The sequence below is a fragment of the Herbidospora galbida genome (genome assembly GCF_005233835.1).
Classification (GTDB): Bacteria; Actinomycetota; Actinomycetes; order Streptosporangiales; family Streptosporangiaceae; genus Herbidospora; species Herbidospora galbida.
In genome coordinates this window covers 128,572-153,814 of sequence record NZ_SZQA01000016.1, presented here as the reverse complement: position 1 = coordinate 153,814, position 25,243 = coordinate 128,572, and the positions used below count along the sequence as shown (strand labels likewise).

The 25,243-nt window shown below is 71.1% G+C and carries 25 protein-coding genes and 1 tRNA gene; 9 read left to right on the top strand and 17 right to left on the bottom strand.

The genetic code is table 11. From position 1 onward, the window contains the following. Nucleotides 1–176: 176 nt before the first annotated feature. From ngcE to FDA94_RS18240, 3 genes are read left to right on the top strand one after another with little or no spacing between them, the layout of a single operon-like run. Nucleotides 177–1,628: an N-acetylglucosamine/diacetylchitobiose ABC transporter substrate-binding protein gene (gene ngcE, locus FDA94_RS18250; RefSeq protein WP_137248265.1), complete on the top strand. Its 1,452-nt coding sequence runs from the start codon at nucleotides 177–179 to the stop codon at nucleotides 1,626–1,628. 3 nt (nucleotides 1,629–1,631) lie between these two features. Continuing rightward, complete coding sequence (locus FDA94_RS18245; protein ID WP_137248264.1) at nucleotides 1,632–2,567, top strand: carbohydrate ABC transporter permease; 936 nt, start codon at nucleotides 1,632–1,634, stop codon at nucleotides 2,565–2,567. Then, nucleotides 2,567–3,469, top strand: a complete 903-nt coding sequence (locus FDA94_RS18240; RefSeq protein WP_137248263.1) for a carbohydrate ABC transporter permease — start codon at nucleotides 2,567–2,569, stop codon at nucleotides 3,467–3,469. The genes FDA94_RS18245 and FDA94_RS18240 overlap by 1 nt, the downstream gene beginning before the upstream one ends. A gap of 59 nt (nucleotides 3,470–3,528) precedes the next feature. On the opposite strand, the gene FDA94_RS18235 is transcribed toward FDA94_RS18240, so the two are convergent. Then, complete coding sequence (locus FDA94_RS18235; protein ID WP_137248262.1) at nucleotides 3,529–6,102, bottom strand: helix-turn-helix transcriptional regulator; 2,574 nt, start codon at nucleotides 6,100–6,102, stop codon at nucleotides 3,529–3,531. After that, entirely contained in the window at nucleotides 6,030–6,320 is a 291-nt protein-coding gene (locus tag FDA94_RS41560; RefSeq protein WP_246060019.1) for a helix-turn-helix domain-containing protein, read from the bottom strand. The genes FDA94_RS18235 and FDA94_RS41560 overlap by 73 nt, the downstream gene beginning before the upstream one ends. An 80-nt stretch (nucleotides 6,321–6,400) precedes the next feature. Here FDA94_RS41560 and FDA94_RS18225 point away from each other — a divergent pair, with 80 nt between their 5' ends. Together FDA94_RS18225 and FDA94_RS18220 are read left to right on the top strand one after the other, a co-directional pair. Next, nucleotides 6,401–6,991, top strand: a complete 591-nt coding sequence (locus tag FDA94_RS18225; protein WP_137248261.1) for a hypothetical protein — start codon at nucleotides 6,401–6,403, stop codon at nucleotides 6,989–6,991. Nucleotides 6,992–7,004: 13 nt separating this feature from the next. Continuing rightward, complete coding sequence (locus tag FDA94_RS18220; protein WP_137248260.1) at nucleotides 7,005–7,250, top strand: 4a-hydroxytetrahydrobiopterin dehydratase; 246 nt, start codon at nucleotides 7,005–7,007, stop codon at nucleotides 7,248–7,250. A gap of 9 nt (nucleotides 7,251–7,259) precedes the next feature. Here FDA94_RS18220 and FDA94_RS18215 read toward each other — a convergent pair whose 3' ends face one another. Next, nucleotides 7,260–8,102: a spermidine synthase gene (locus FDA94_RS18215; protein ID WP_137248259.1), complete on the bottom strand. Its 843-nt coding sequence runs from the start codon at nucleotides 8,100–8,102 to the stop codon at nucleotides 7,260–7,262. A 70-nt stretch (nucleotides 8,103–8,172) separates the two neighbouring features. On the opposite strand from FDA94_RS18215, the gene FDA94_RS18210 reads away from it, so the two are divergent. The 3 genes from FDA94_RS18210 (at nucleotide 8,173) to lat (ending at nucleotide 11,726) form a co-directional block, all read left to right on the top strand. Continuing rightward, on the top strand, nucleotides 8,173–9,783 hold the full coding sequence (locus FDA94_RS18210; RefSeq protein WP_137248258.1) for a penicillin-binding transpeptidase domain-containing protein: 1,611 nt from the start codon (nucleotides 8,173–8,175) through the stop codon (nucleotides 9,781–9,783). A gap of 70 nt (nucleotides 9,784–9,853) precedes the next feature. Beyond that, entirely contained in the window at nucleotides 9,854–10,420 is a 567-nt protein-coding gene (locus FDA94_RS18205) for an HdeD family acid-resistance protein (protein ID WP_137248257.1), read from the top strand. Between the two features lie 43 nt (nucleotides 10,421–10,463). Beyond that, complete coding sequence (gene lat / locus FDA94_RS18200; RefSeq protein WP_137248256.1) at nucleotides 10,464–11,726, top strand: L-lysine 6-transaminase; 1,263 nt, start codon at nucleotides 10,464–10,466, stop codon at nucleotides 11,724–11,726. Here the strand turns inward: lat and FDA94_RS18195 are convergent. The 8 genes from FDA94_RS18195 to FDA94_RS18160 form a co-directional block, all read right to left on the bottom strand. Further along, entirely contained in the window at nucleotides 11,703–11,921 is a 219-nt protein-coding gene (locus FDA94_RS18195; protein ID WP_137248255.1) for a helix-turn-helix domain-containing protein, read from the bottom strand. The two genes, lat and FDA94_RS18195, sit on opposite strands and share 24 nt — an antisense overlap. A 140-nt stretch (nucleotides 11,922–12,061) precedes the next feature. Then, a complete protein-coding gene (locus FDA94_RS39265) occupies nucleotides 12,062–12,202 on the bottom strand; it encodes a hypothetical protein (RefSeq protein WP_170991001.1) in 141 nt (46 codons plus the stop codon). 62 nt (nucleotides 12,203–12,264) lie between these two features. Next, nucleotides 12,265–12,337, bottom strand: a tRNA-His gene (locus FDA94_RS18190). Between the two features lie 65 nt (nucleotides 12,338–12,402). After that, a complete protein-coding gene (gene orn, locus FDA94_RS18185; protein WP_137248254.1) occupies nucleotides 12,403–12,999 on the bottom strand; it encodes an oligoribonuclease in 597 nt (198 codons plus the stop codon). 22 nt (nucleotides 13,000–13,021) lie between these two features. Then, entirely contained in the window at nucleotides 13,022–14,110 is a 1,089-nt protein-coding gene (locus FDA94_RS39940) for a DUF2510 domain-containing protein (protein ID WP_212735376.1), read from the bottom strand. Nucleotides 14,111–14,129: 19 nt separating this feature from the next. Further along, the gene (locus FDA94_RS18170; RefSeq protein WP_137248253.1) at nucleotides 14,130–15,488 is read right to left on the bottom strand and encodes a protein kinase family protein; all 1,359 of its coding nucleotides are present in this window, start codon (nucleotides 15,486–15,488) and stop codon (nucleotides 14,130–14,132) included. 2 nt (nucleotides 15,489–15,490) lie between these two features. Then, nucleotides 15,491–17,254 (bottom strand): serine/threonine-protein kinase, encoded by a 1,764-nt coding sequence (locus tag FDA94_RS18165; protein WP_137248252.1) that lies wholly within the window; start codon nucleotides 17,252–17,254, stop codon nucleotides 15,491–15,493. Between the two features lie 438 nt (nucleotides 17,255–17,692). Then, on the bottom strand, nucleotides 17,693–18,334 hold the full coding sequence (locus FDA94_RS18160) for a pyridoxamine 5'-phosphate oxidase family protein (protein WP_137248251.1): 642 nt from the start codon (nucleotides 18,332–18,334) through the stop codon (nucleotides 17,693–17,695). A 53-nt stretch (nucleotides 18,335–18,387) separates the two neighbouring features. Here FDA94_RS18160 and pdxR point away from each other — a divergent pair, with 53 nt between their 5' ends. Next, nucleotides 18,388–19,812, top strand: coding sequence for a MocR-like pyridoxine biosynthesis transcription factor PdxR (pdxR, locus tag FDA94_RS18155; RefSeq protein ID WP_246060017.1), 1,425 nt, complete (start codon nucleotides 18,388–18,390; stop codon nucleotides 19,810–19,812). Here pdxR and FDA94_RS18150 read toward each other — a convergent pair. From FDA94_RS18150 to FDA94_RS18125, 6 genes are all read right to left on the bottom strand, one after another. Then, nucleotides 19,786–20,256: a hypothetical protein gene (locus FDA94_RS18150; protein ID WP_246060016.1), complete on the bottom strand. Its 471-nt coding sequence runs from the start codon at nucleotides 20,254–20,256 to the stop codon at nucleotides 19,786–19,788. The genes pdxR and FDA94_RS18150 overlap by 27 nt on opposite strands. A 171-nt stretch (nucleotides 20,257–20,427) precedes the next feature. Then, on the bottom strand, nucleotides 20,428–21,231 hold the full coding sequence (locus tag FDA94_RS18145; protein WP_137248249.1) for a polysaccharide deacetylase family protein: 804 nt from the start codon (nucleotides 21,229–21,231) through the stop codon (nucleotides 20,428–20,430). Beyond that, nucleotides 21,228–22,133: a glycosyltransferase family 2 protein gene (locus tag FDA94_RS18140; protein ID WP_137248248.1), complete on the bottom strand. Its 906-nt coding sequence runs from the start codon at nucleotides 22,131–22,133 to the stop codon at nucleotides 21,228–21,230. The genes FDA94_RS18145 and FDA94_RS18140 overlap by 4 nt, the downstream gene beginning before the upstream one ends. Continuing rightward, entirely contained in the window at nucleotides 22,130–22,933 is an 804-nt protein-coding gene (locus FDA94_RS18135) for a glycosyltransferase family 2 protein (RefSeq protein WP_062435173.1), read from the bottom strand. The genes FDA94_RS18140 and FDA94_RS18135 overlap by 4 nt, the downstream gene beginning before the upstream one ends. A gap of 121 nt (nucleotides 22,934–23,054) precedes the next feature. After that, nucleotides 23,055–23,420 carry a hypothetical protein gene (locus tag FDA94_RS18130; RefSeq protein WP_137248247.1) on the bottom strand — a complete coding sequence of 122 codons (366 nt, stop codon included), beginning with the start codon at nucleotides 23,418–23,420 and terminating at the stop codon, nucleotides 23,055–23,057. Nucleotides 23,421–23,553: 133 nt separating this feature from the next. Beyond that, entirely contained in the window at nucleotides 23,554–25,227 is a 1,674-nt protein-coding gene (locus FDA94_RS18125) for a sigma factor-like helix-turn-helix DNA-binding protein (protein WP_137248246.1), read from the bottom strand. Nucleotides 25,228–25,243 lie beyond the last annotated feature (16 nt).

Below are 25,243 nucleotides of genomic sequence, written 5' to 3'. Positions count from 1 at the left end.
TTTAATATCCCCCATAAGCAGGCAAAACGCCGCGATCGGCACACAGACCATCGCGGTCACGTCACAGGTTGGTCTAGACCGACCTCGACACCTTGACGATGCTTGGGCCTCGCTCGTACGTTCACGAACGTTTAGGAAACTTTCCTAATTGATCCCCCCGGTATCAGGAGAGTTGGATGACCATCACGCCCCGTGACATCACGCGCCGTCAGCTGCTGGCCCGCGTCGGACTGACCGCCCTCGTCGCCGGTCCCTTTCTGAGCGCCTGTGCCACCGGTGGCGGTGGCTCCCAGGAGGCCGCCCCCTCGGCCGCGGCCCCCTCCGCGGGCGGCGCGAGCGCCTCGGCGAACAACCCGTTCAACGTCAAGGCCGACGCCCCGCTCGAAGTCGTCATCTTCAAGGGCGGCTACAGCGACGAGTACGCGACCCAGTCGCACGAGCCCCTCTACAAGAAGGCGTTCCCGGGCGCGACGATCAAGCACCAGGGCATCCAGACCATCGGGCAGACCCTCACCCCGCGCTTCGCCGGCGGCGACGTGCCCGACGTGGTCAACAACTCCGGCACCGACAACCTCGACGGCGGCGCCCTGATCAACGCCGGGCAGCTGCTCGACCTCACCCCGCTGTTCGAGGCCCCGAGCGTCGACGACCCGACCAAGAAGGTCAAGGACGTCATCGTGCCCGGCACGATCGAGTCGGGCCTGGGCGGCGACCCCGCCAAGCCGTACACGCTGAACTACGTCTACACCGCCTACGGCCTCTGGTACGACGCCAAGCTCTTCGAGAAGGAGGGCTGGACCCCGCCGAAGACCTTCGACGAGTTCAAGACCTTCGCCGAGGCCGCCAAGGCCAAGAACATCGTGCCGTTCGGCTACGCCGGCAAGAACGCGTCCTACTACGCGTACTGGATGATCCTGATCTCGGCCGCGAAGATCGGCGGCAACAAGATCCTGCTCGACATCGACAACCTGGCCGACAACGCCTGGAACAACGACGCCGTCAAGCAGGCCGCCGCCGCGTGGGCCGAGATCGGCAAGTACATGGACCCGGCCTACGAGGGCCTCATCCACACCGAGGTCCAGACCCAGCAGAACCAGGGCAAGGTCGCCTTCTACCCGTCGGGCTCGTGGCTGGAGGCCGAGCAGGCCAAGGACACCCCCGAGGGCTTCGAGTACGCCATGGTCCCGACCCCCTCGGTCACCGCCGCCGACCAGATGCCCTACGAGGCGATCCGCGCCGCCGCCGCCGAGGGCTTCATCGTGCCGTCGAAGGCCAAGAACGCCGCCGGCGGCCTGGAGTACCTGCGCCAGATGCTCTCGAAGCAGGGCGCGCGCGACTTCACCGAGAAGACCAAGTCGCTGACCGTCGTCATCGGCGCCACCGAGGGCCTGACCCTGTCGCCCGGCCTGACCTCGGTCGCCGCCGCGCAGACCGCCGCCGGCACCAACGTGGTCACCTTCTCCTCCTTCGAGGGCTGGTACAAGGAGCTCGAGACCGAGCTGCGCAAGCAGACCAACGCCCTGATGTTCGGCCGCATCAGCGCCGAGGAGTTCGCCACCAAGATGCAGGAGGCGGCGGACAAGACCAAGGCGGACGAATCGATCATCAAGCAGACCCGGAACGTGTGACCCATGCGGCGTGGCCGGCTGACGCCGGGCGCGGTCAGGAAGTGGGGCTTCATCGCCTCCTTCCTGGCCGCGCCGCTGGCGATCTACATCATCTTCTTCGTGAGTCCGAACCTGCAGGCCCTCCAGCTCGCGCTGACGAACTCACGTGGAATCTCACCCGACTTCCAGTACGTCGGGTTCGAGAACTTCACCCGGTTGTTCGGCGACGAGGTGTTCTGGGCCGCGGTCCGGCACCACGGGCTGATCCTGCTGGTCATGCCGCTGGTCACGATCGTGATCGCGCTGTTCTTCTCGTTCCTGCTCAACCTCGGGGGCGGGCAGAGGAACGGGCAGCTCACCGGCGTGTGGGGGTCGTCCTTCTACAAGGTCGTCTTCTTCTTCCCGCAGGTCCTGGCCGTCGTCATCGTCGGCGTGCTGTTCCAAGCGGTGCTCAACCCGCAGAAGTCGGGCATCCTCAACAGCGTCCTGGGCTGGTTCGGGGTCGACCCGGTGGGCTGGCTGATCAAGCCCGACCTCGCGCTCTGGACGATCATCGGAGTGATGGTCTGGCAGGGCGTCGGCTTCTACGTCGTGCTCTTCAGCGCCGGCATGGCCGGGGTGCCGAAGGAGATCTTCGAGGCGGCCGCGCTCGACGGCGCCAACCGGTTCACGCTGTTCTTCAAGATCACGCTGCCGTTGGTGTGGAACACCGTCCAGGTCGGCTGGGTCTATCTGGGCATCGCGGCGTTCGACGCCTTCGCGCTGGTTCAGGTGCTCTCGATCGACCGCGGCGGGCCCGACAACGCCACGACCGTGCTGCCGCTGGAGATCTTCCGGCAGACCTTCACCTACTACCGGTTCGGCTACGCGTCCGCGATGGGCGTCGCGCTGGTCTTCCTGGTGCTCACGTTCGCGGCCCTCACCCTGCGGGTCACCCGGCGCGAGAGGATCGAGTACTGATGAAGACCGATACCGCGCCCGCCGTCACCCCGGTCCGGCGCGAGGTCCGCCCGAAGGCCGGCAAGCAGTCTGCGGGGCTGCTCGGCGGCGTCTCCCACGTCATGCTCGTGCTCTGGACGATCCTGACGGTGACGCCGATCGTCTACACGTTCCTCAACTCGTTCAAGACCAACACCGAGATCTTCGGCGACAGCCCGCTCGCGCTGCCGCAGCAGTGGGGCTGGGGCGCGTGGGGCCGCGCGTGGGAGACCTCGCGCATCGGTGAGTACCTGGTCAACACCGTGATCGTGGTGGCCTTCTCCACCTTCTTCACGATGCTGCTCGGCTCGATGGCGGCCTACGTGCTGTCGCGGTACGAGTTCCGCGGCAACCGCCTCATCTACACCCTGTTCGTGGCCGGGCTGTCGATCCCGCCGTTCCTCGCGCTGTCGGCCCTCTACAAGGTGGTCGACAACGTCGGCCTGCTCGGCACCCACACCGGTGTCGTGCTGGTCTACGTCGCCTACTCGATGCCGTTCACGGTGTTCTTCCTGACGGCGTTCTTCAAGACGCTGCCGACGACGGTCGCCGAGGCCGCGATGATGGACGGCTGCGGGCACGCCCGCACCTTCTTCCAGATCATGCTGCCGATGGCCAAACCCGGCCTGATCAGCATCACGATCTTCAACGTGATCGGCCAGTGGAACCAGTATCTGCTGCCGATCGCGCTGCTCCCGGGTGACAAGCAGGACAAGTGGCTGATCACCCAGGGCATCGCCAACATCTCGACCAGCGCCGGCTACGAGGCCGACTGGGCCGGCCTGTTCGCCGCCCTGTCGATGGCGATCATCCCGATCCTGATCGTCTACGTGATCTTCCAGCGTCAGATCCAGACCGGTCTGACGGCTGGGGTGGGCAAGTAGCGAGACGCGGCGGCCGAAGGCCGTCGTGGCTCGCGCTCGGAATCCGCCGAGACACAGGCTCACAGGCCGAGCACGTTGGCCAGTGCCGTACGCGAGGAGACCCCGAGCTTGCGGTAGACGTGCGCGAGGTGGTCGTCGACCGTACGACTGCTCAGCATCAGGCGGGCGGCGATCTCCTTGCTGGTCAGGCCGGTCTTGGCCAGCTCGGCGATCTGCCGCTCCCGCTTGGTCAGCAGGTCTCCCTTGCGGGGGCCGCGCGCGGCCAGGCGGCGCTGCTCGCGCTCGGCCTCCTCGGCCAGCACCCCCGCGCCGACCTCGGCGGCGATCGCCTTGGCCATCGCGAGCGCCTTGTGGCCGTCGTCGCGGAACGGGGCGGTCATGATCAGCGTACGGGCGACCTGGGGCCGGAACCCGGCGGCGCCGAACAGGCTTTCGGCCTGCGCCGCGAACTCCGCGGCCCCCGCGAGGTCGCCCTCGGCGGCCCGCACACACGCCAGCGCGCGCGAAGCGAACGCGCGCTGGGCCGGGAGCGCGAGCGACCCGGCCGCGGCCAGCGCCGCATTGGCGGCGGCGCTGGCCCAGGCCACCTCGTCGCAGCCGAGCAGCGCCTGGGTGAGGGTCTCCAGCCACATCGGCCGGTAGCCCGGCTGGCACTGCGGCATGCCGACGCCGCCGCCGATGCCCAGCAGCATCCAGCGGGCCCGGTCGGGCTCCCCGGAGTTCAGCAGCACCTGCGCCGACAGGCTGATCGTGCTGGCCGACCACCAGCCGTCGACGCCGGCCACCGAGTCGGCCGCCCACGTCGCGAGGCTGACCGCGCGCGGCACGTCGGTGTAGACGACCGACTCGGCCAGGATCGACCGCACCAGCGCCAGCAGGATCGGGCTGCCCGACTGGCAGGCGACGTCCTCGGCCTCCTCGCCGAACCTGATCGCCTCCTCCAGTTGACCGGTCCGGCCGCAGAGCTGGGTGAGCGCCATCAGCACGTCGGCCAGCAGGCCGCTGCGCGACAGGGAGCGGGCCAGCGTCAGCGCGCGGCGGGCGTGGCGTTCGGCGTCGGCCTGCCGTTCGACGAACGACTCGGCCCAGACCAGCCGGGTCAGCGCGGTCAGCTCGCGGGTGGCGGCGGCGTCGCTCAGCGCGTCGGCGGCGTGCGCGGCGGCGTCGACGGCCTCGGCCGCCGGGCCGGGGGCGCCCTCGTAGGCGGCGGCGAAGGCGAGCAGCGAATGGCCGGCCGCCTCCTCCTCGGGGTTCTCGGCGGCCTCGACCGCCGCCGCGATGTCGGTCATCGCGGCGGGCACGTCACCCAGGTGCAGCCACAGGGTGGCCAGCTCGCGGTGCAGCCAGGCCCCCTTGCCGCCCTTGGCGGCCTCGTTGGTGAGCAGGGAGGCGGCTTCGGCGTACCGGCCGAGCAGGCGTTCGACCACGGCGCAGGCGGCGACGAGTTCGCTGCGGTGGCCGACCGGCAGGTGCGGGAGCAGCTCGTGCAGGGCCGCGCGGGCGTCCTCCAGGCGGCCGTCGTAGATGAGCGCCTGGGCCAGCAGCACGTGCAGCTGGATGGAGACCGGGTCGGTCAGGTCGCCCACCAGGGGCTGGGCCGCCTTCAGCCACTCGACCGCGGCGGCGGGGGCGATGTTGACGGCCTCGCGGGCCGCCGCCATCAGCGTCGGCAGGTCGCCGGGCTCGTGCCTGCTGGCGGTGCGCGCGACGTGATGGGCCACCTCCCTGACCGGCGCGCCCAGCGCGGACAGCTCGCGGGCGGCCAGCCGGTGGGCCAGCATGCGCCAGGCGGGGTCGGCGCCCTCGTAGACGAGCTGCCGGAGAAGGGGGTGGCGGAACCGGAAGCGGCCGTCGCCGGTGTCGCGGATGAGGTCGCGGGCGGCGAGTTCGCCGAGCACGGCCGGGACCGGCCCGAGCATCGCCACGTCGTCGGGGGTGAAGGCGTCGCCGAGCACCGCCCCGGCCTGGGCGGCCCGTAACTCCATGTCCGACAGGCGGGCGAGCTCCCCGGCCAGCAGCCCGGTCAGCGTCGACCCGGCGGCCCCGCCCGCCAGGCCCTTCAGGTAGAGCGGGTTGCCGCCGCTCTCGTCGTGGAGGTCGCGCAGCTCCGGCCGGTCGCCGACCAGCTCGCGCGCCTCGCCCAGCGACAGCGGCCCCACTTTGACCCGGACGTGGGGGATCGCGGCAGGCCCGGCCTCGGCCAGCGCGCCGAGCAGCCGGTGGCCGGCCTGCCGGTCGCGGTAGGCGCAGACGATGAGCAGCTCCTCGGCGGGCCGCCGGACCAGGTAGGCCAGCAGCTCGCAGGAGGCCGGGTCGGCCCAGTGGAGGTCGTCGAGGATCAGCGCCACCCGGCCGAGCTCGGCGAGGTGCTCCCGTACGGTCCGGGCCAGCGCCAGCCGGTCGCCGCCGCCCAGCGGGCCGATGGCGTCCTCGAAGACCCGGTGGGGGAGGTCGCGTTCGAACTCGGTGGCCACCCCCCGGAGCACCTTGACCCCGCGCTCGCCTGCGTCCCGGGCGAACTCGGTCAGCAGATGGGTCTTGCCGATGCCGGGCTCCCCGGTCACCTCGGCGAGCCCGCCGGTCTCCAGGGCCTTGGCCAGCGCGGTTGACTCCGCTTCACGTCCCACGAACACGAAAGACAGTAAAACCCCGCAATCCTACGGATGCTAGGAGGTTGAACGGATGTCACGGTTGGACTCCGCCATCCGACAGCCCCCTCCGGGAGTTTGTGTTGTTGACTACTCCCCGTCCTGAAGGGCGTCCACACCACGCGCACACAGCCGAACGTGCGGTTCAGCGCCGCCGCCTGTTCGGGCGTGGGGTAGACCCGCACCTTGTAAGTCGTACGCATGTTCGAACTCTAACAGCAAGTGCCGGTCTCGATACGCGGTGTGAAGTCATGCCGCGTCGCTCCCCATTGGAGAGGTCTTGATGAACGAGTTTCCCTTCCCCTTCTTCGGGGCGGGAGAGGCGAAGTACTACATGTGGGCCGAGGTTCACGTGCGGTTCGAGCGCGAGCCCTCGAGTTATCAGCGTGCGGCGATCGAGTCCAGCTGCCCTGGACCGCTCCAGGACACCATCGACTGGGCCGACGGCCGCCAGCTGATGGTCGCCTCGGGCCTGTTCCTGCACGGCGCGCTGGCCCGCGCCTACCCGGCCAAGCCCGGCGACGACGACTACCTGGGCGACGACGGCTGGTTCTACGCCGCCCACTCGCGGGTGGAACGGTTCAACTCGGCCATCGAGTCGTGGCTGGCCTACGCCAACGACCACTGCCCGGTCATGGTCGCCTACCGGCAGGAGGACGGCGACAGCGGCGGCACCCAGTTCTCCCGCTGGCACGAGTGGAGCGTCACCCAGCTCCCGCGCCTGATGGCCGACCTGGAGCCGATACTGGCCAAGTCGATCGCCACCCGGCAGCAGACCCACGCCACCCACATGGTGCGCGGCATCATGTCGATGGCCCGTCGGGCCCGCGCCAAGGCCGCCCCGACGACGAGCGGAGGCTGGCCCCGCCTGTGAGACGGTGAGAGGCATGGCATGGACCAAAGACGGCGAGACGCTCAGACGTTCCATCGAGGCCCCCGACTTCCCGACCGCGATCCTGATCGTCGACCGGGTGGCCGAGGAGGCCGAGAAGATGAACCACCATCCCGACATCGACATCCGCTGGCGCACCCTGCACTTCGCGCTCACCACCCATGACGCGGGCGGCCTGACCGACCTCGACTACCGGCTGGCCGAGCGCATCGACGAGATCGCCCGCTCCCACGGGGCCTGAGCGGGACCCTCAACCGAAGACCGCGGGTGGCGGCACCGGCGCCGCCACCGGGTCTCCGTCGTGGATGGGCTTGGCGCCCGCGACGAACTTCACCAGATCCTCGCCCGCTACGCAGCGCGCCTGCGTGAGCCCGCCCGCGGCCGACCGTACGAGCCGGTCGAGCGGCAGATCGCGGTTCGAGGCGACCACGATCAGGTTGCCGAACCGGCGTCCGCGCAGGACGCCCGGTTCGGCCAGCAGGGTCACGTGCCGGAAGACGCCGCGCACGGTCGCCAGCAGCCGCCGGGCGAACCGCAGGCCCTTGCCGTCGGCCACGTTGACCAGCAGCGTGCCGCCGGGCCGCAGGACGCGGGCCAGATCGCCCATGTACTCGGCGGTGGCCAGCTCGATCGGCATGATCGCGCCCGAGAAGGCGTCGAGGATGACGAGGTCGGCCGAGGCGTCGTCGAGGGCGGTGACGCCCTCGCGGCCGCCGGTCGTGCGGACCTTGAGCCGGGGCACCGTCTTGAGCGCGAGCTGGTCTCTGACGAGTTGCACGAGCGCGTGGTCGGGTTCGATGACGATCTGGCGCGACCCCGGACGCGTCGCCGCGACGTAGCGGGGCAGTGTGAAACCGCCACCGCCGACGTGGGTCACGTCGAGCGGCCCCTCCGGCAGGCAGTCGACCGCGATGCCCATGAGCTGGACGTATTCGAAGTCGAGATGGGTCGGGTCGGCCAGGTCGACGTACGACTGCGGCACCCCGTCCATGAGCAGCATCCACCCGGCCGGGTTGTCGAGGTCGCGCAGCAGTTCGACCTCGCCGAACACGACGAGGTAGCGGCCCGGTACCGGGTTCGTGGACTTCGCCATCACAATCTCTCTGCCTGTCGTCTTCGCGTGGTATATCCAGGAGTGCACTCCGACCTCCCAGGAGAACCTAATGCGCAGGCGGCCCCTGCTCGTTCTCGTCGCGGCGGTCGTCACCATGTTCGTCGCCGGGGTGTCCGGGCTCATCGTGAGCGGCCGGAGTGTGCCACCCCCCGAACCGGTGACCACCGCGACGCCTGACGGCGTGCCCGACGAACTGGTCGAGCCGGACAACCCCAACCGCAACACCCCCTGGGACGCCGGGACCGCTTATCTGAAGGAGTGGGAGAAGGGCGACCTGGCGGCGATGCGCGCGCTCGTCCACGACCCCCCGGAGGATTTCACCACGCTCCACCAGGCCGCCGACACCGCGCTGAAGGCGGTGAGCCGGGTCTTCACCCCCTTGTCCGTCGACGAGGTCGACGACGTCACGGCCGACCTGTCGTTCACGGGGGAGTGGAAGATGACCGATGGCCCCCCGATGAAGCTGACCTCGACGGTCCGCCTCACCGTGGTCAAGCGCGAGTGGATGGTCGACTGGACGCCCGACACCATCCACCCCGACCTCGAACACGGCGACACCATCGAACGCCGCGACCTGCCCGGCGCCCCCTACCGCCTGGCCACCCGCGAGGGCGAGGCCCTGCCGCCCAACAGCTACGCCGACCCCTACGTCGACGACCTGACCGCGCACGCCCCGCCCAACCCCTCGACCGGCGGCTGGCGCGTGGTGATCGACAAGCCCTTCGGCGACGAGGTCGAAGAGGTCTACCGCCACGAGCAACCGGCCACCGAGGGCCCGGCCTTCGCCACCACGATCGACAAGTACGTCCAGATGGCCGCCGCCCGCGCCCTCGACCCGGTGCAGAAGCCGGCCGCGATCGTCGCGATCCGCCCCTCGACCGGCGAGGTGCTCGCGGTGGCCGACCGGCTCGGCGGCAAGGGCGCGTTCTCCTCGACGTTCCCGCCCGGGTCGACCTTCAAGATCGTGACCGCGGCGGCGCTGCTCGCCCAGGGGGTCACCCCCGACCAGCAGGTGGCCTGCCCGGCCACCTATCAGATCCCGTTCGGGCGGGTGATCAACAACTACCAGGCCCACGACTTCGGCACGCTGGCCTTCCGGCAGGCCTTCGCCGAGTCGTGCAACACCACCTTCGCCCAGCTGGCGGTCGAACGGGTCCCGGCGGCGACGCTGACCGCCCAGGCGGCCGCCTTCGGGTTCGGCGCCACCCTGTCGACCGGCGCGGGCGGCTCCTGCGGCTCGCTGACCGAGCCGCCCAACCACGACGCGCTGGCCGAGGCGTCGTTCGGCCAGGGCACCGTGGTGGCCACGCCGCTGTGCATGGCGAGCGTGGCGGCGGCGGTGCAGAGCGGGGTCTGGCGGGGGCCGAGGCTGCTCGCCGACGCCTCCGGCCAGCCGCCGGACGTGCCGCTGGCGCCAGGGGTGGCCGAGGGGCTGCGCACGATGATGTCGTCGGTGGTGTCGGAGGGCACCGCCGAGGGCACCGGCCTGCCCGCCGGAGTGAGCGGCAAGACCGGCACCGCCGAGGAGGCCGGCCAGGACGACCACGCCTGGTTCGTCGGCTTCTACGAGGACCTGGCGTTCGCGGTGTTCGTCAAGAACGGCGGCACCGGCCGTGACGTGGCCATCCCGGTCGCGGCCCGGTTCCTGAACGCCCTCTAATACTTGGCCCACATATGGGCTGAAAGTGGGATATTTCTGGACATGTACCTCCTGATGGAGGTGAGGTCCCATGCATGATCTGAACGCCGACCTGAACGCGGGCCTCCGCCCGGTCAGCCGTGACACCTGGTGGGTGCTGGCGGTCCGCGGCCTGCTGGCGGTGATCTTCGGAGTCATCGCCCTGGCGTGGCCGGGCATCACCCTGCTCGCCCTCGTCTACGTCTTCGCCGCCTACGCCATCGTCAACGGCCTGTTCACCATCGCGGGCGCCTTCCGCGAGGTCAACAAGGGTTCCCGGGGCTGGATGATCTTCTCCGGCATCGTCGGGGTGATCGTCGGCATCATCGTGGCCACCTGGCCCGCGATCACCGCGATCGTGCTGCTGTGGATGATCGGCGCCTGGTTCGTCGTCACCGGCCTGCTGGAGATCATCGCCGCGGTCAACGCCCGCAGGCGGATCGACGGAGACTGGGGCCTGATGCTCGCCGGCGTCCTGTCGGTGGTCTTCGGCGTCGTCCTGGTCATCTGGCCGGCCGCTGGAGCGCTGTCGCTGGCCTGGCTGATCGGGGTGCTGGCGGTCATCCTCGGGCTGTCGCTGTTCTACCTGGCCTTCCGGGTGAGGAAGATGCCTGCGTGAAGATTCTCCGCGTATAGCGCCATAGGCCGGGAATATCTTCATCATGACGGTTCACGAGCGGCTCTCCCGGCACCTGCTCGTCGACGGCCTGCCGGTCGTCCTCGACCTCGCGCGCAGCTCGGGTTCCTGGCTTGTCGACGCCCGCGACGGCCGGAGACACCTCGACTTCTTCACCTCGTTCGCCTCGTCGCCCCTGGGGTTCAACCCCTTCGACGACGACCCGGCCTTCCTCGCCCGCCTGGGGCGGCTGGCCGCCAACAAACCGGCCAACTCCGACCTCTACACCGAGGAGCTGGCCGACTTCACCGACACCTTCACCCGCGTCCTCGGCGACCCCGAACTGCCCCACCTGTTCCTCGTGGAGGGCGGCTCGGCGGCCGTCGAGAACGCGCTGAAGGTCGCCTTCGACTGGAAGAGCCGCTGGAACGAGGCCAACGGCCGCCACCCCGGCATGGGTACCCAGGTCCTCCACCTGAGCCGCGCCTTCCACGGCCGGGGCGGCTACACGCTCTCGCTCACCAACACCGAACCGGTCAAGACCGACCGCTTCCCCAAGTTCGGCTGGCCCCGCGTCGACACCCCCGCCATCCACCTGGGCGACGTCGAGGCGGCGGAGGAGCACGCGCTCGGCCAGGCCGAGGAGGCCTTCCGCCGGTATCCCCACGACATCGCCTGCTTCATCGCCGAGCCCATCCAGTGCGAGGCGGGCGACAACCATCTGCGTCCGGAGTTCCTGCGTGCCATGCAGGACCTGTGCCACCGGCACGAGGCCCTGTTCGTGCTCGACGAGGTCCAGACCGGGGTGGGGGTCACGGGGTCGGCGTGGGCGTACCGGGGGATGGGCCTGCAGCCCGACGTCGTGGCGTTCGCGAAGAAGATGCAGGTCGGCGGCGTGATGGCCGGGCGCAGGGTCGACCTGGTGCCCGACAACGTGTTCCGCGTCAGCGGCCGGATCAACTCCACGTGGGGCGGCGGCCTGACCGACATCGTGCGCGCCACCCGCATCCTGCAGATCATCGAACGCGACGGCCTGATCGAGCACGCCGGGGTGCTGGGCGACAAACTGCTCGGCGCCCTCCGCGAACTGGAGGCCGAGGGCCTGCTCCGCAACGCGCGGGGTCGCGGGCTGCTCGCCGCCTTCGACGTGCCCGACCGCGACGCGGTCGTCACCCGGTTGCGCGAGCGTGAGTCGCTGCTGGTCCTGCCCGCCTCAGAGGGGACTGTACGGCTCCGCCCACCCCTGAACGTCACTCCGGAGGAGATCGAAGTGGGGCTGTCCCGCCTAAGGAGAGGGCTCGCGTCCTGACCACAGGTCGATCGCGGTCCCCCGGGAGGCGACGCCCAGCTTGGCGTAGATCCGGTTGACGTGGTTCTTGACCGTCTTCTCGCTGAGGAACAGCCGCTGCGCGATCTGGTTGTTCGAATGGCCGTTGGCGATCAGGTCCATGACCTCGGTCTCGCGCTTGCTGAGGGCCGGTCCGGTGGGGTCGTCGACTCGCATCTGGCCTCCGTGGCAGAGATCCATGGCAGAGAGTTAAGTCGCCGAGGGCCCCCGCGTCCGGCGTAGCGGTTGTGAGCGAGTTTAACTCGCGTGAAAGCCCTGTGGGGGTTGCTTCGTGGGCAAATCGCACTCGGAGTGGGTCACCGCAGCACGACGGGCCGCTCGGGCACCCCGGTGGTGACGGTCTCCGTGACGAGATCACCGAGGTCGGCGGGGTAGACGGTCTCGCCCGTGGCCCGCAGCTCGCCGGCCGCGCAGCGGCGGGATCGTCCTGCGCCCACGTGTGGCACCCATGCCGTGGAAACGATGAAGGGCCGGTCCCGAAGGACCGGCCCTTACGCTGGGTGAGTAATGGGACTTGAACCCACGACATCCAGGACCACAACCTGGCGCTCTGCCAACTGAGCTATACCCACCATGTGCGCGATCCCGCTCACCCGGTCTCGCGTACAAGCACGAGTGTAGCGGTATCGCGTGACAACTACGAACTACTAACGGCCTCCGCCGTGTCGCGCGCCGACGCCGAGTCGGGACCGGGCTGGGGGACGAACACGGTCGCCCGGTAGTAGCGCAGTTCCCGGATGCTCTCGGTGATGTCGGCGAGGGCGCGGTGGCCGCCCTGCTTCTCGGGTGAGGCGAAGTAGACGCGCGGATACCAGCGGCGGGCCAGCTCCTTGACGGAGGAGACGTCGATCATCCGGTAGTGGAGGTGGCTGTCCACCACGGGCATGTCCCGGGCCAGGAACGAGCGGTCGGTGGCGATCGAGTTGCCGCACAGCGGGGCCTTCTTGGGCTCCGGGAGGTGGCCCCGGATGTATTCCAGGACGATGGCCTCGGCCTCGGCGAGGGTCACACCGCCCGCCAGGGCCTCGAGCAGACCGGAGGCCGTGTGCATGGTGCGCACGATCTCCGACATCTGCTCCAGCGCCTCCGGCGGGGGCTTGATGACGACGTCGACCCCTTGGTCCAACTGGTTCAGCTCACCGTCGGTGACGACACAGGCGACCTCCACCAGTGCGTCGCGCCCGAGGTCGAGCCCGGTCATTTCGCAGTCGATCCAGACCAGCAGGTCGTTCATGTCCTTAGCGTAGTGCTCCGGCTCAGTGCGTTTGGAGCGAGTCCAGGACATCACCGACCTGCTCGGACTTCAGGTTGTCGGGGATCGACACGTAGAAGAACGAGGGCCGCTCGCCTTCGCCCATGTCGACCAGCACGAACGCGCCCGACTCGGTGGTGAACTTGTACTTCTTCGCCTTGGCCTCGGCGCTGAAGTCCATCGTGTACTCGATGATCCAGGCGTCGCGGTCGCCGACCTTGATCGCCTCATTGCGGATGATCTCGCGCTCGTGCGGGATGGAGTAGAAGGCCGGCTCGTACGCCTGCAGCAGCGTCGTGGTGACCACTTCCAGGTCTTCGACGCCCCGGTAGGGGATCATCTGGGGCAGCTGGGCCGCCGCGACCGTGCCCATCCAGTCGACGCCCTCTTGGCCGTTGAACCCCGGCTGGGAGACTGCGCCGTAGCCGCTGGTGAACAGCGGGTAGGTCGGGTCGTTGGGGGCGTTCATGGTCTTCGGGTCGGAGACCTCCCAGGGGCCGCCGAGGAACTTGTAGCTCAGGCCCGACACCGAGTCGTTGATGCGGCCGTCCTCCGGCTGCGGGAACGCCGTGATCGACGGCTGCGGGGGCTGCTGCGGCTGCTGCTGGTCGGGTGTCGGCACCTGCTCCTGCGGCGGCGCCTGCTCGGTCTGGGGCGGCGGCGCCGGCTCGGAGGTCGCGGGCGGGCGGGCGATCGCCGACTCTCCGGAGTCCCGGTTCAGGAACACGAACGCGCCGCCCACCACCAGCGCGATGACGAGCACGATGCCCACGCCGCCGAGCACCCACGGCAGCGGCGAGGGCGGCTTCGGCGGGGCGCCGAACTGGGGCAGCGGCAGCTGGCTCGTGGCGCCCCAGGCCTGCGACGGCGGGGCCCACTGCGGCGGGGCCGGCGGGGCGGCGAACTGGGCGGTGGCAGCGGCCGGCGCGGCGGGGGTGGTCGCCAGGGTCTCCTGTCCGGCGGGCTCCGGGGACTCCGGGGCGTCCTGGCCTTCCAGGGGATGGGTGGCGTCGGTCCACTGCGAACCGTCCCACCACCGCAGCTGCGGCGAGCCGTAGGGGTCCGGGTACCAGCCGGCGGGGGTCGTCGTCATGCCGTGCAGCCTAGTGAAGTCAGCATTTGTACGAGAAGCTCGCCTTCGCGGCCATGGGCTTTCCCTCGGGGGTGTGGTCGAGCACGCGGAGCGTTGCTGTGCCCTTGAATCGGCCCGGACCGCTCACCTGCCAGATCAGCGGAAGATCTACCGAAGTCGTGCCCGATTCGACCCGCTGGGTCCCTTCGGTCACCCGGCCGTCGCTCTGCTCCCATTCGTACTTGAAGGTGCCTGCCTCGCCGTTGGTGGTGACCACCGCCATGATCTTGGTCTTGGCGTCGCACCCCTGGGTCTTCTTCGGCGCGGCCACGCTGACCTTGGACACCGCCATCTCGGCGGGCGGGGCCATCCGCATGTAGAGGATGAACCCGGCGATCAGCAGGCAGACCACCAGCGAGCTGAGCCAGGCGCCGCGGCGCTTCGGCCGGGCCTTGCGGCGGCTCTGGGCCGTGGGGTCGGAGTGCTGGGTGGCGCCCTGCCGCCAGATCTGGGCGGCCGAGGTGTCGGCGGGCACGCCCGGACCGAACCGCATGCCGCCCGACTCGGCCGGCGGCGGCCCGCCCGGGTGGCGCGCCGGATCGAGCAGGGTCTGCAGCTCCCCGCTCTCCGGCAGCCGCGCGGGCGGCAGCGCGGCGGCCACCGGCGGCAGCGCCGACCAGGCGTGCAGGGTGCGCACCAGCGACTCGCGGGTGCTGAACCCGGGCGGGAGCATGTCACGGCCGTTGGTCAGGACGTCGCGGGCGGCGGCCAGGCCACGGGAGGCGGCCACCGAGGCGGCGTGGTCGAGCAGCTGCGCCGGCTGACCGGTGGCCCAGCTCGCCGACAGGGTGCGGGCCAGGCCCTGCCAGGCGGCGATGTCGCGTTCCGGCGAGGCGGGCTCGGCGCGCAGCGCCTCCAGCAGGCCGCGTTCGGCCAGCAGGGCCGAGCCGTCTTCGCCGATGACGACCGTGCCGGGGTGGACCGCGCCGTGGGTCAGGCCCGCGGCGTGCAGGCCCAGCAGGGTCTGGGCGGTCTCGATCAGTATCGTGGCGGCGCTGCCGGCGTCGGGCTGCCATCCGAGCTGGCTGCCGCCCGTGAGCAGGTCGGCCACGGTCGGGACGGCCCGGCGGCCGACGATCAGCCAGACCTCGCCGTGGGCCGCCACCAGGTCGGCGACCGGCAGCAGGCCGTACTGGCCCGACTGGGCCAGCCGCCGATCAGCGGAAATGGCCGCCACCAGGCGCTCACGCGCGCCCGGGGCGGCCAGCAGGTGATCGTTGAACCGGAGCAGCCCCGACGGCTCGCCGCCGGGGCCTTCCGCGTCGTGCCAGGTGCCGACCTCGCTGACCCGCGTCCTGCCGGTCAGCCGATGGCCCGCGACAGTGCCCCCGTCATGCATGACTACTTACGCCTCCGCCGGTGCCTTCCCGCCATGGACCGCTTCACGGCAAGTGTGGCGGGCACGAGGCCGGTCGTCATCAGGCCGAGGGCGAAGAATCCGGCGGCGGCCGTCTCTCCGGTGGTCGGCTCGACGGTCGGCTCGTCGGTGCCGCGGGTGGGCGACTCTTCGGTCGAGGGAGAGCCGGGGCCGCCACCGCCGGGGGAACCGCTGTTCCGGGTGATGGTGGGGTCGTTCGACGGGGTCGTGGGCGGCGTCGTCGACGGTTCGGGCGTCGGAGTCGTCGGGTTGCTCGACGGGGTCGTCGACGGCGTCGGCGTGGCCGTGGTCGGCGAGGGAGACGGGGTCGGCGTCTCGTCGCCCGGCTCGCTGCTGGCCGTCGGGTCGCCCGGTTCCTCGAGGCCGCCACCGCCGCCGCCCGGCTTCTTGGTGGGCTTGGCGGTCGGCTTCTTGGTGGGCTTCTTCGTCGGCGTCGGCTTCGGCTGCCGGGTCGGCCTGGGCTGCGCGTTCGACGTCGGCTGGGTGACCGGGGGCTGGGTGCCTTCGGCGTCGGGTGACTCGGTGACCTGGGGGGTCTCGGTGACCGGGACCTCTTCGATCAGACCGTCGTCGACCTCCTCGACCAGCGGGTCGGGGGTCGTCGAGGTGTTCACCGGGCTCGGGGTGAGCGAGGTGGTGCCGGCCGACAGGGTCGCGCCGCTGATGGAGCCGACCAGCACGGCCGTGCCACCGGCGATGACCGCCATGCCGACCACGGTCAGGCCGATCTTCACGAACGCCTTGCTGAAGAAGCCGCCCTTGCGCTCCTCGTCGCCGCCGAAGTCCTCGCCGCCGGCGGCGAGCTGGGTGTTGGCGAGCTGGGTGTTGGCCTCGGGCACGGCAGCGGCGAGCGGGAAGAAGGCGGCCAGCAGACCGGCCAGCGCCGCCAGGCGGCGGCGTCCGCGCTCCTCCCACTGCGGGCCGTACGTCTCGATCGCCACCGACTCCAGTTCCTGGAGGAAGGCGTGCGCCGAGGCGGGGCGCTCCTGCGGGTGCTTGGACATGCCGCGCTCGATGAGGCCGCGCAGCTGGGGCTGGATCTGCTCGACCGGGACCGGGGCGGCCTGGTGCTGGTGGGCCAGCGCGGCCAGGTTGTTGGCCTGGAAGGGACGCTGGCCGGTGAGGCACTCGAAGAACACCACGGTGGCGGCGTAGACGTCGGTCGTCGGACCGGCCGGGGCGCCCGCCCACTGCTCGGGGGCCATGTACGACGGCGTCCCCGAGGCCGGCATGCCGTCGCCCGCGCGGGCGGCGATGCCGAAGTCGACGAGCTTGCTGTGGCCGTCGCCGTCGACCATGACGTTCTCGGGCTTGAAGTCGCGGTGCACCACGCCCATGTCGTGGGCGATGGCGAGGCCGATGAGGGAGCCCTTGAGCACCGCCAGGGCGGCCTCCGGTCCCGTCGGGCCTTCGGAGCGGATCATCGCGCGCAGCGAGACGCCGTCGACGAGCTCCATGACGATCGCGGCGCCGTGCGGCTGCTCGACGTACTCGTAGAAGCGGGCGGCGTGCGGGTTGCGGTCCATCAGCGCGAGGAGACGGGCCTCGTGCCGGAACCGGGCGATGAAGTTGAGGTCGGCTCGGAGTTCCTGGGAGAGGTATTTGATCGCGACTAGGGTTCCATCGGCATCGTGCCTGGCCAGCACGACCTGTCCGGCTGCGCCGGTGCCGAGCTCGCGTAGCTCCGTATAGCCGGGAACCCGCCAGGCGCCGGTCTGGCCGTACATGCGGTCTCCTTATATGCCCGGGCCCCCACCATGACGACCACAGAGCCTATCGGCGGGTCTACATCGTGATGGGAAAAGTCATGAGATTGTAGTGACTCAGTGTCAAATGTGACTTTAGTGGTACAGGTGGGTAAGCCGGGGCCGCCGAGTCTCGGTCGCGGTGGGGGCGGCGGCTTCGTCCGGCCGGTTGACCAGGGCATATTGTGACATCGGTCATTCCCGACCTCATACTGCGCGAAGTGTCGATTCATGCCCGGCGGGCATCCGATCCCGCGATCAGGTGACCTTGATCACAGCGGGAGAGCCCAGAAAAAAGCGACCCGGCCGCCCATGCGAGTCCCTGCCGGGTACTCGATGGCCACATGGGCGCCGGTCGCTTCGTGCTGCGTTAAGTAGACGCCCGATCGGGCGGCGGGGTTGTCAAAGGGGATCAGTCGATCATCTTCCGGAAATATGGGCGGGAACCGGCACGTCCTGCGTCATCTTCGGGTCGGTCTCCGGTACGCCCCACGTCGTGACCACGGGCAGCACCCCCGCCCAGATCGGCAGGTCGTAGTCCTCGTCGTCGTCGCTCGGGCCGGCCGCGCGCATCTTGACCGAGGCCTCCTCCAGCGACAGCGCCAGCACGGCCGTGGCGGCCATCTCCTTGCGGTTGGGCAGGCGCGCGTAGTCCCACTGGCCGGGGGCGAGCTGCTCGGTGATGGCGGCCAGGCCGGCCATGCGCTCGTCCTCGTCGGTGACCAGGCGCGGCACGCCGTAGATCATCGCCGAGCGGTAGTTCACCGAGTGGTGGAAGACCGACCGGGCCAGCACGATGCCGTCGAGGTGGGTGACGGTGACGCAGATCGTGTCTCCGGGGGCGGTGCGCAGGGAGCGGGCGCCGGTGGAGCCGTGGACGTAGAGGGTGTCGCCGATGCGGCCGTACCCGGTCGGGATGACCATGGGTGAGCCGTCGACGATCACGCCCAGGTGGCAGATCAGGCCGGCGTCGAGGACGGCGTGGAGCTCGGCGCGGTCGGTGCGGCCACGGGCCTTGGAACGGCCGAGGACGGTACGAGGGGTGCTGGACAGCTCGGTCATACGGTTACCGTAGGAGCCGAGTGGCCTGGAGGAACACGTCCACTTTCGCGGCGTTGAGGGAGACCACTTTGCGGGAGCAGCAGGTCGATCTGCCGGTGGCCGTCGACCGGTCCAGCACGACGCCCCTGGTCGTCCAGGTCGGCGACCAGCTGCGCGCGGCCATGCGCGACGGCGCGCTGCGGGCGGGGGAGCGGCTGCCCTCCAGCCGGGCCCTGGCCGGTCTGCTCGGCGTCAGCCGGACCGTGGTCACCGAGGCCTACCAGCAGCTCTACGCCGAGGGCTGGCTCGACGGGCGGCACGGCTCGGGCACCTACGTGGCCGACGTCCACACCGGCGACGGCTCCCCCGCCCGGCCGGCCGAGCCCCGGCCGGCCCCCGACGCCGACTCCTACCCGCCGCTGCACGCCCCCGACGCCGGCCTCATCGACCTGCGGCCCGGCCGCCCCTGGGTCATGGCCTACGACACCGCCGCCTGGCGGCGGGCCTGGCGGGCCGCCGGCGACCTGCCGATGAGCGCGTGGCCCGACCTCTACGGCGATCCGCTGCTGCGCGAGGCCCTGGCCGACCACCTGCGCAGGGCCCGCGCGGTGCCCGCCGGCCCGGGGAACGTGCTGATCACGCGCGGCACCGGGAACGGTCTCGACCTGCTGGCCGCCACCCTGCTGGAGCCCGGCGACCGGGTCGGGGTGGAGGAGCCGGGCTACCGGGCGGCCCGGCGCGTCTTCGCCTCGCGGGGCGCCGAGATCGTGCCCTGTCCGGTCGACGCCGACGGCCTGATCGTCGACGGCCTGCCCGCCGGCCTGCGGATGATCTACACGACCCCGGCCCACCAGTTCCCGACCGGCGGCCGCCTGCCGATCCCGCGCCGCGAACGGCTGCTCGCCTGGGCCCGCGCCACCGGCGCGATCGTCGTCGAAGACGACTACGACGCCGAGTTCCGCTACGACGTCGCCCCGCTGCCCGCCCTCTACGGCCTCGGCCCCGAGCACGTCGTGCTGCTCGGCACGCTGTCGAAGTCGCTCAGCCCCGACGTCGGCGTCGGCTGGCTGGTCGCCGGGAGGCCGCTGCTCGACCGGATCGCGAGAACGCGGAAGGAACTCGCCGACCGCACGTCCGGGCCGGTCCAGCGCGCGGTCGCCGTGCTGCTCGACCGCGGTGACCTGGACCGGCACCTGAGACGCATGCGCCTGGAGTACGCCCGGAGGCGCGAAGCCGTGGTGGCCGCCCTCGGCCCGTGGACCAAGGGCGACACGGCCGGTCTGCACGTCCTGGCGGAACTTCCGGAACACGTCGTGCCGGAAGTGGTCGCCGGAGCCCGTGAGCGGGGGGTCCTGGTCGACACGACCATTCGCCACCACCACGGCCCGCCCCGCGTCCACGGCCTCGTCGTCGGGTACGGCTCCGCCGCACTCCACGACGTCCGCCAGGGCTGCGGGATCGTCAGGAGCCTGCTAGACCACGCTCTCCAGAAGCCGTAGTTCCTCGCGGGGACGGGGCACCTCTAAGTGGGGCGCGCTGTCTCCGATGATGCGGGCGACGTCGATGGCCCCCGGATCCCCCTCGGCGGAACCCGGAACCTGCGAATGCCCGAAGTGCCCCCCACGGGCCCAGAGACGGCGGCTGCCGTCCTGCACCAGTGAATGGGGCAGGGGTAGCGGCGGGCCGGCCGGCCAGCGCCGGGGAACCTCCCACGAGTCGAGCCAGGCGAGGATCTCGTCCAGACCGTCGAGCTTGCTGTCGGTGAACGGTTCGTGCACCGACCCCAAGACCCGGATCTGGACGCACACCCGGCCCTGCCGGTTGAGGTCTCCGGTGAGGCCGCAGGCCGCGCGGGTGGGCGGCAACTGCTGGATGATCTGCCCCGTCACCGGGTTCCACACCAGGTGGGCGGGGCGGTTGAGCTGGACGAGCCGCTGGGCCACGGATTTGGCCGAGATCCCTTGTGGGTCTGTCGGCCAAATGAACCAGACCACCCTGGGCGCGCCCCCGATCATGGGGCCGGCGTCCTGGGGAGCGGGAATGCGACTGGCGACGGGTAGCCATGCCTGGGCCACTGTGCCCCCTCATGTCCTCGGTCGCCCTGTTTTCTCCCCTTATGCTCTTCGGGCGAAACGCGCGATTCCGTACCTGCCCCGGCGTACGACGGCGTAGCCGCGAGTCAGCGCGCGCTCCCGGAGATAGACCAGCGGAAGCGCCCGGCCCTCCACGGCGCGGGCGAACCGGCCGGGCCCGGTGGTCCGGCTCACCGTCAGGCGGGGAACGGCCAGCATGTCGGGGGCGGGCAGGCCGGCCAGGTCGTTGGCGACCGCGCACGCCGCCCAGAAACCGGCCCGCCGGGCCTCCCGGCGGACCCGCGCGCTGGAGTAGCCGTAGGGATAGGCCATCGTCGTCACCGGGAGCCCGAGTCTGTCTTCCAGGACGGCCTTGCCGCGCCGCAGTTCCTGCCGGAGCTCGGCGTCGGGCAGCTGGTCGAGCTGCGGATGGCTGTGGCTGTGCCCGGCGATCTCGTGCCCCTCGACGGCCGCCTCCCGGGCCTGCGACCAGCTCACCATGCGGTCGAGCGGGCGGCCGGCCGCCTCGCCGCCCGCGTCGGCCACCCAGCCCGTGGTCAGGAACAGGGTGGCCGGGAAGCCGAACCGGTCGAGGATCGGCATCGCCTCGGTGTGGAAGTCGGCGTAGCCGTCGTCGAAGGTGAGCACCACCGGCTTGGCCGGGAGGGTCGCGCCGGTGCCGTTCACCGCCGCGATCAGGCTCGCGAACGTCATCGGCGTGAACCCGTTGGCGGCCAGGTAGGCCAGCTGCTCGGCGAAGTCGCCCGGCCGCACGGCGAGCGGCCGGGTCTCCGCGTTGGGCCGGTCGGTGACCGAGTGGTACATGAGGATCGGCACCCGGTTCATCGTCGCGCCTTCCCGACCAGGTAGCCCCAGGTCGTCCAGGCCAGCCCGACGACGATGGCCACCGACCTGCCCGGTCGCAACGTGACCAGCCCCTTCAGCGCGCCGAGCGGCAGGGTCTTGAACGTGTACGACCGCTCGCTCGCCAGCCCGTCGCCGCTGCCGACGCTCTGGGTGACCAGGGCCTTCGACAGCCCCTCGGCGTAGCAACGGGCCCGGAAGTAGCGGAAGGTCTCCCGCGCGGCCGGGACCCGGTGGCCGATGCCCGCCGACGGCTCGAACAGCAGCACCGAGCCGGGCAACCGCTGGGTGAGCCGGATGCAGAACTCGGTCTCCTCGCAGCCCAGCGGGCGGCTCTTGCCCCCTTCGACGCTGCGGCCGATGCCGGTGGAGAACCCGCCGACCGCGCCGATCACCTCGCGGCGGAAGATCGCGTTGCCGCCCATGACATTGCGGATCGGCGCCCGGGTCTCCGGCATGCCCTTGTAGGTGCAGCCGACCGTCCAGTCGAACTCCACCGGGAACCAGCGGGGACGCCGGGTGGCCCAGAGCGGGCGGGTGGCCCCGCCCGCGCCGACGACCCCCGGCTGCGCCATGGCCGACTCCAGGCCCTCGATCCAGCCCGGGTCGGCCACCGCGTCGTCGTCGAGGAACGCGACATAGACGCCGGTGGCCGCCTCGGCGCCGGTGTTCTTGCCGCCCGACAGGCCCCTTTCGTGCGCGTTCTCCAGCACGATCGCGTCGGGGTAGGCCCGCTTGAGCCGCAGGTGGAGCTCGGGGTTGTGGTCGACGACCAGGAGGAGCTCACGCGCCGGGACCGTCTGGGCCCGCACCGAGGCGACCGCGGCGGCGATGTCGTCCCAGCGGTCTTCGGTGTACGCGCAGATCACGACGGAGGTGTTCACGCCGCGCCCTGGTCGGCCGTGGCCGGCTGCGGCAGCGGTGCGGGGGCCGCACGGCGGCGCCGCCACTCCCGCACGATCGTCCGCAGCACCCGCAGTCCGTCGCGGATCGCCCGCAGGTTCGACTCCCCGTGGATGCGGCAGCGTTCGTGACTGGGCACCTCGTGCACCCGCAGCCCGGCCCTGGCCGCCCGGATGTTCATCAGCGTCTCGACCTCGAAGCCCTCGCAGTCGAGGTCGAGCGCGGGCAGGTGGCGGGCCCAGAAGGCGTTGTAGCCGTAGCAGAGATCGGTGTAACGGGTGCGGTAGAGCGTGTTGACGATGGTGCGCAGCACGCTGTTGCCGGCCCGCCGGGTGACCGTGAGGTCGTCGCTGCCGCCGCCGGGGACGTACCGCGACCCCTTGGCGAAGTCGGCGCCGCTGACCAGGGCGCTGACGAAGTGGATGATCTCGCGGCCGTCGGTCGAGCCGTCGGCGTCGATCATCACGATGATGTCGCCCGTGCAGGCCGCGAACCCGGCGGCCAGGGCGTCGCCCTTGCCCCGGCCGGTCTGGTGGACGATCCGCAGGCCCGGCCGCAGCCGCCGGGCCACCTCGACGGTGTCGTCGGTCGAGTGGCCGTCGACCAGCACGACTTCGTGCACCCAGGTGGGCAGCGTGGCGAACACGTGGGGCAGGTTCTCGGCCTCGTTCATCGCCGGCACGACGACGCTGACGGTCGGCGAGACCGCGAGATGGGGGCCGAGGGGGGTGTATCGCTCGACGTGCGGGAGCGGCCGCAGGCCGGTGATCTCGGGACTCATGGTGACGGAGATGTCCTTCCGGGCGGTCTGTCATGAGCGGAGACTGCCAGCGGACCGGCGCGACTGGACGAGACGGGTCAGGGGCTCGTCCCGGTCGTGGGGCAGAGGGTGTGCGGGGTCGTCACCCTGAGTTCTGGGCGGGGGTGACGCGAGTGCGGGGGCGGTGAAGCTGGCGCAGGATCACCAGAAACGCGCTCACGACCGCGACGGTGGCCACGCCGGCACGCGGTGACCAGGCGTCGAAGAGGAGCATCGCTTCGGCGAGAAGAACGTTGACAGCCAGACTGGCGGCCAGTCCCACGGTTAGTGCCGATAGGGGGTCACGATCACGCAACAACCCGGCGATGGCCACGCCGGGCGCCAGGAGCAGGAACAGGGGCGTCAAGATCAGCCTGGCGGGCGTCTGCACGTCGGCCAGCGCGAGCACGGCTCCGGCCACGCACGACGCGCCGACCACACCGATCAGGACGGTCTTACTGGTCCCCATGTCACTCTCCCGGCTGGTGGAGGCACTTCATAGGATCAACCGGGGACACGCGCGTCAATGGCGACGCTCTTCCGCAGCGCCCGGTTCACAAAGAACCAGGACTCTATCGGTAACGACTCGGCAACCGCCCGTGTTATGCCTGGGGTTGCTGGGGTTCCTCCGACAACTGCGTCGCGGGGGTCTCGGTGGGCCCCGGGGTCGGCTCCTCCGTCTTCGGGGGCGTCGGGGTCGGGCGGGGCGGGCTGGTCGGGTCGGGCACCCCGCCGCCGGGGGGCGAGTAGCCGTCGCCGCGCCAGCTGATCCGGCACGACGGGTTCCCGCCCGGCGAGGTGATCGCGATCGTGGTGCTGCCGGCCGACTTCGGGTCGACGATCGAGATCGTCATGCGCCCGCTCGCGCCCTTCTTCAGCACGCCGCGCGCCGGGGCGATCGAGACGTTGTCGCCGGCGCGGGCGCTCCAGGCGATTGGAGCGTTCCTGGCGGTGAGGTAGAGCACCCCGCCGGTGGACTCGCCGACGTCGCCGGGGCAGGTCATCGACAGCGCGGCCCGCGCGCCGGCCTGCGGCCTGGTGGGCTTGGGCGTCTTCGACGGCGTGCGGGTCGGCCGGGGCCGCGCGGTCGGCTGCCCGGCCGCCGTGGGGACCGGCCCGGGAGCCTGGGTGGACGAGGTCTGCTCGGCCTCCTGCGGCGTCGGGTCGGCCGACGGGGTCTCCTCCTCCGCCACCACGGGAGGCGCGGTGTCCTCCTCGGTCACCTCGTACTGAGGGGCCTGGACGGCGTCGTCCGTGGGCTGCGGCATGGCCTCGATGCGGGTGGGCGCGGCCGCGCCGGCCCCGTTGAGCCAGAACACCCCGCCGCCCGCCACCAGGGCCACGCCGAGAGCGGCCACGACGGGCGTCGCGCGCCGGGACTTCTTCTTCCCCGCCGCCCGCCGTGACACGCCCCCCGCCCGGCGGCCCCGCTTCACTCGGGGCCGCCGCTCGACCGGCACGGGGAATCCGTTCCGGTCGAAGTGATCCCCGTCCCGCACGATGAGGATCTTCGTTTCGTCTCGTTCCGGGTGGGCGCAGGTGTCCACGACCCGGCGTCGCAGCGACAGCGGCGGGAACGCCACCGGCACCATCTCCAGCAGCTTGGGAGCCGCGACGTGCCGCTGTCTGCCCTCGGTGCAGACCTCGCAGCCGCCGATGTGGCGGCTCAGGCGCTGGCGCAGCAGCGTGCTCAGCGGGCCGTCCCAGGAGTCGACCATCGCCGACAGGTCGGGGCAGTGGGCCCGGCCGGTCCGCGCCAGCACGACGGCGGCGGCCGAGTTCTCCAGGTGGTCGCGGGCCCGCTCCAGCCGCGTCGCCGCCTGGCGGGAGGTCAGCCCCAGCACGGCGCCCGCCTCGGCCGGGGTGAGGTCATGGCGCAGGGAGAGCTCCAGCACCTCGCGCTCGGGCCCGCTGAGCTCGCCCAGCGCCTCGTGGACGAGCATGGTCATCTCGGGGTCGGGGCTGTCGGCGAGGTCGATCGGCGTGGTCGCCGTGCCGGGCGTCCGCGACGCGCACTGGAAGCGCACCAGGGCGTAGAGCCAGGCGCGCAGCCGCTGCGTCTCGGTCAGCCGCCCCACCGAGGCGACCGCGAGCACGAGGGCGTCGTGCACGGCGCTCGCGGCCAGGTCGAGGTCGCGCAGCCGGGCGAACGCGTAGTCGTTCAGCCGGTCGGCGTACGCGTCGTAGAGGCTGGCTGGTGCGTGCGCGTCGTCGCGCTTCAGCGCGTCGAGCAGACGGTTGTCGTCGGCTCGGCCGACGGTCGGCCATCCGGGCAACGGAATTCCTCCCCGA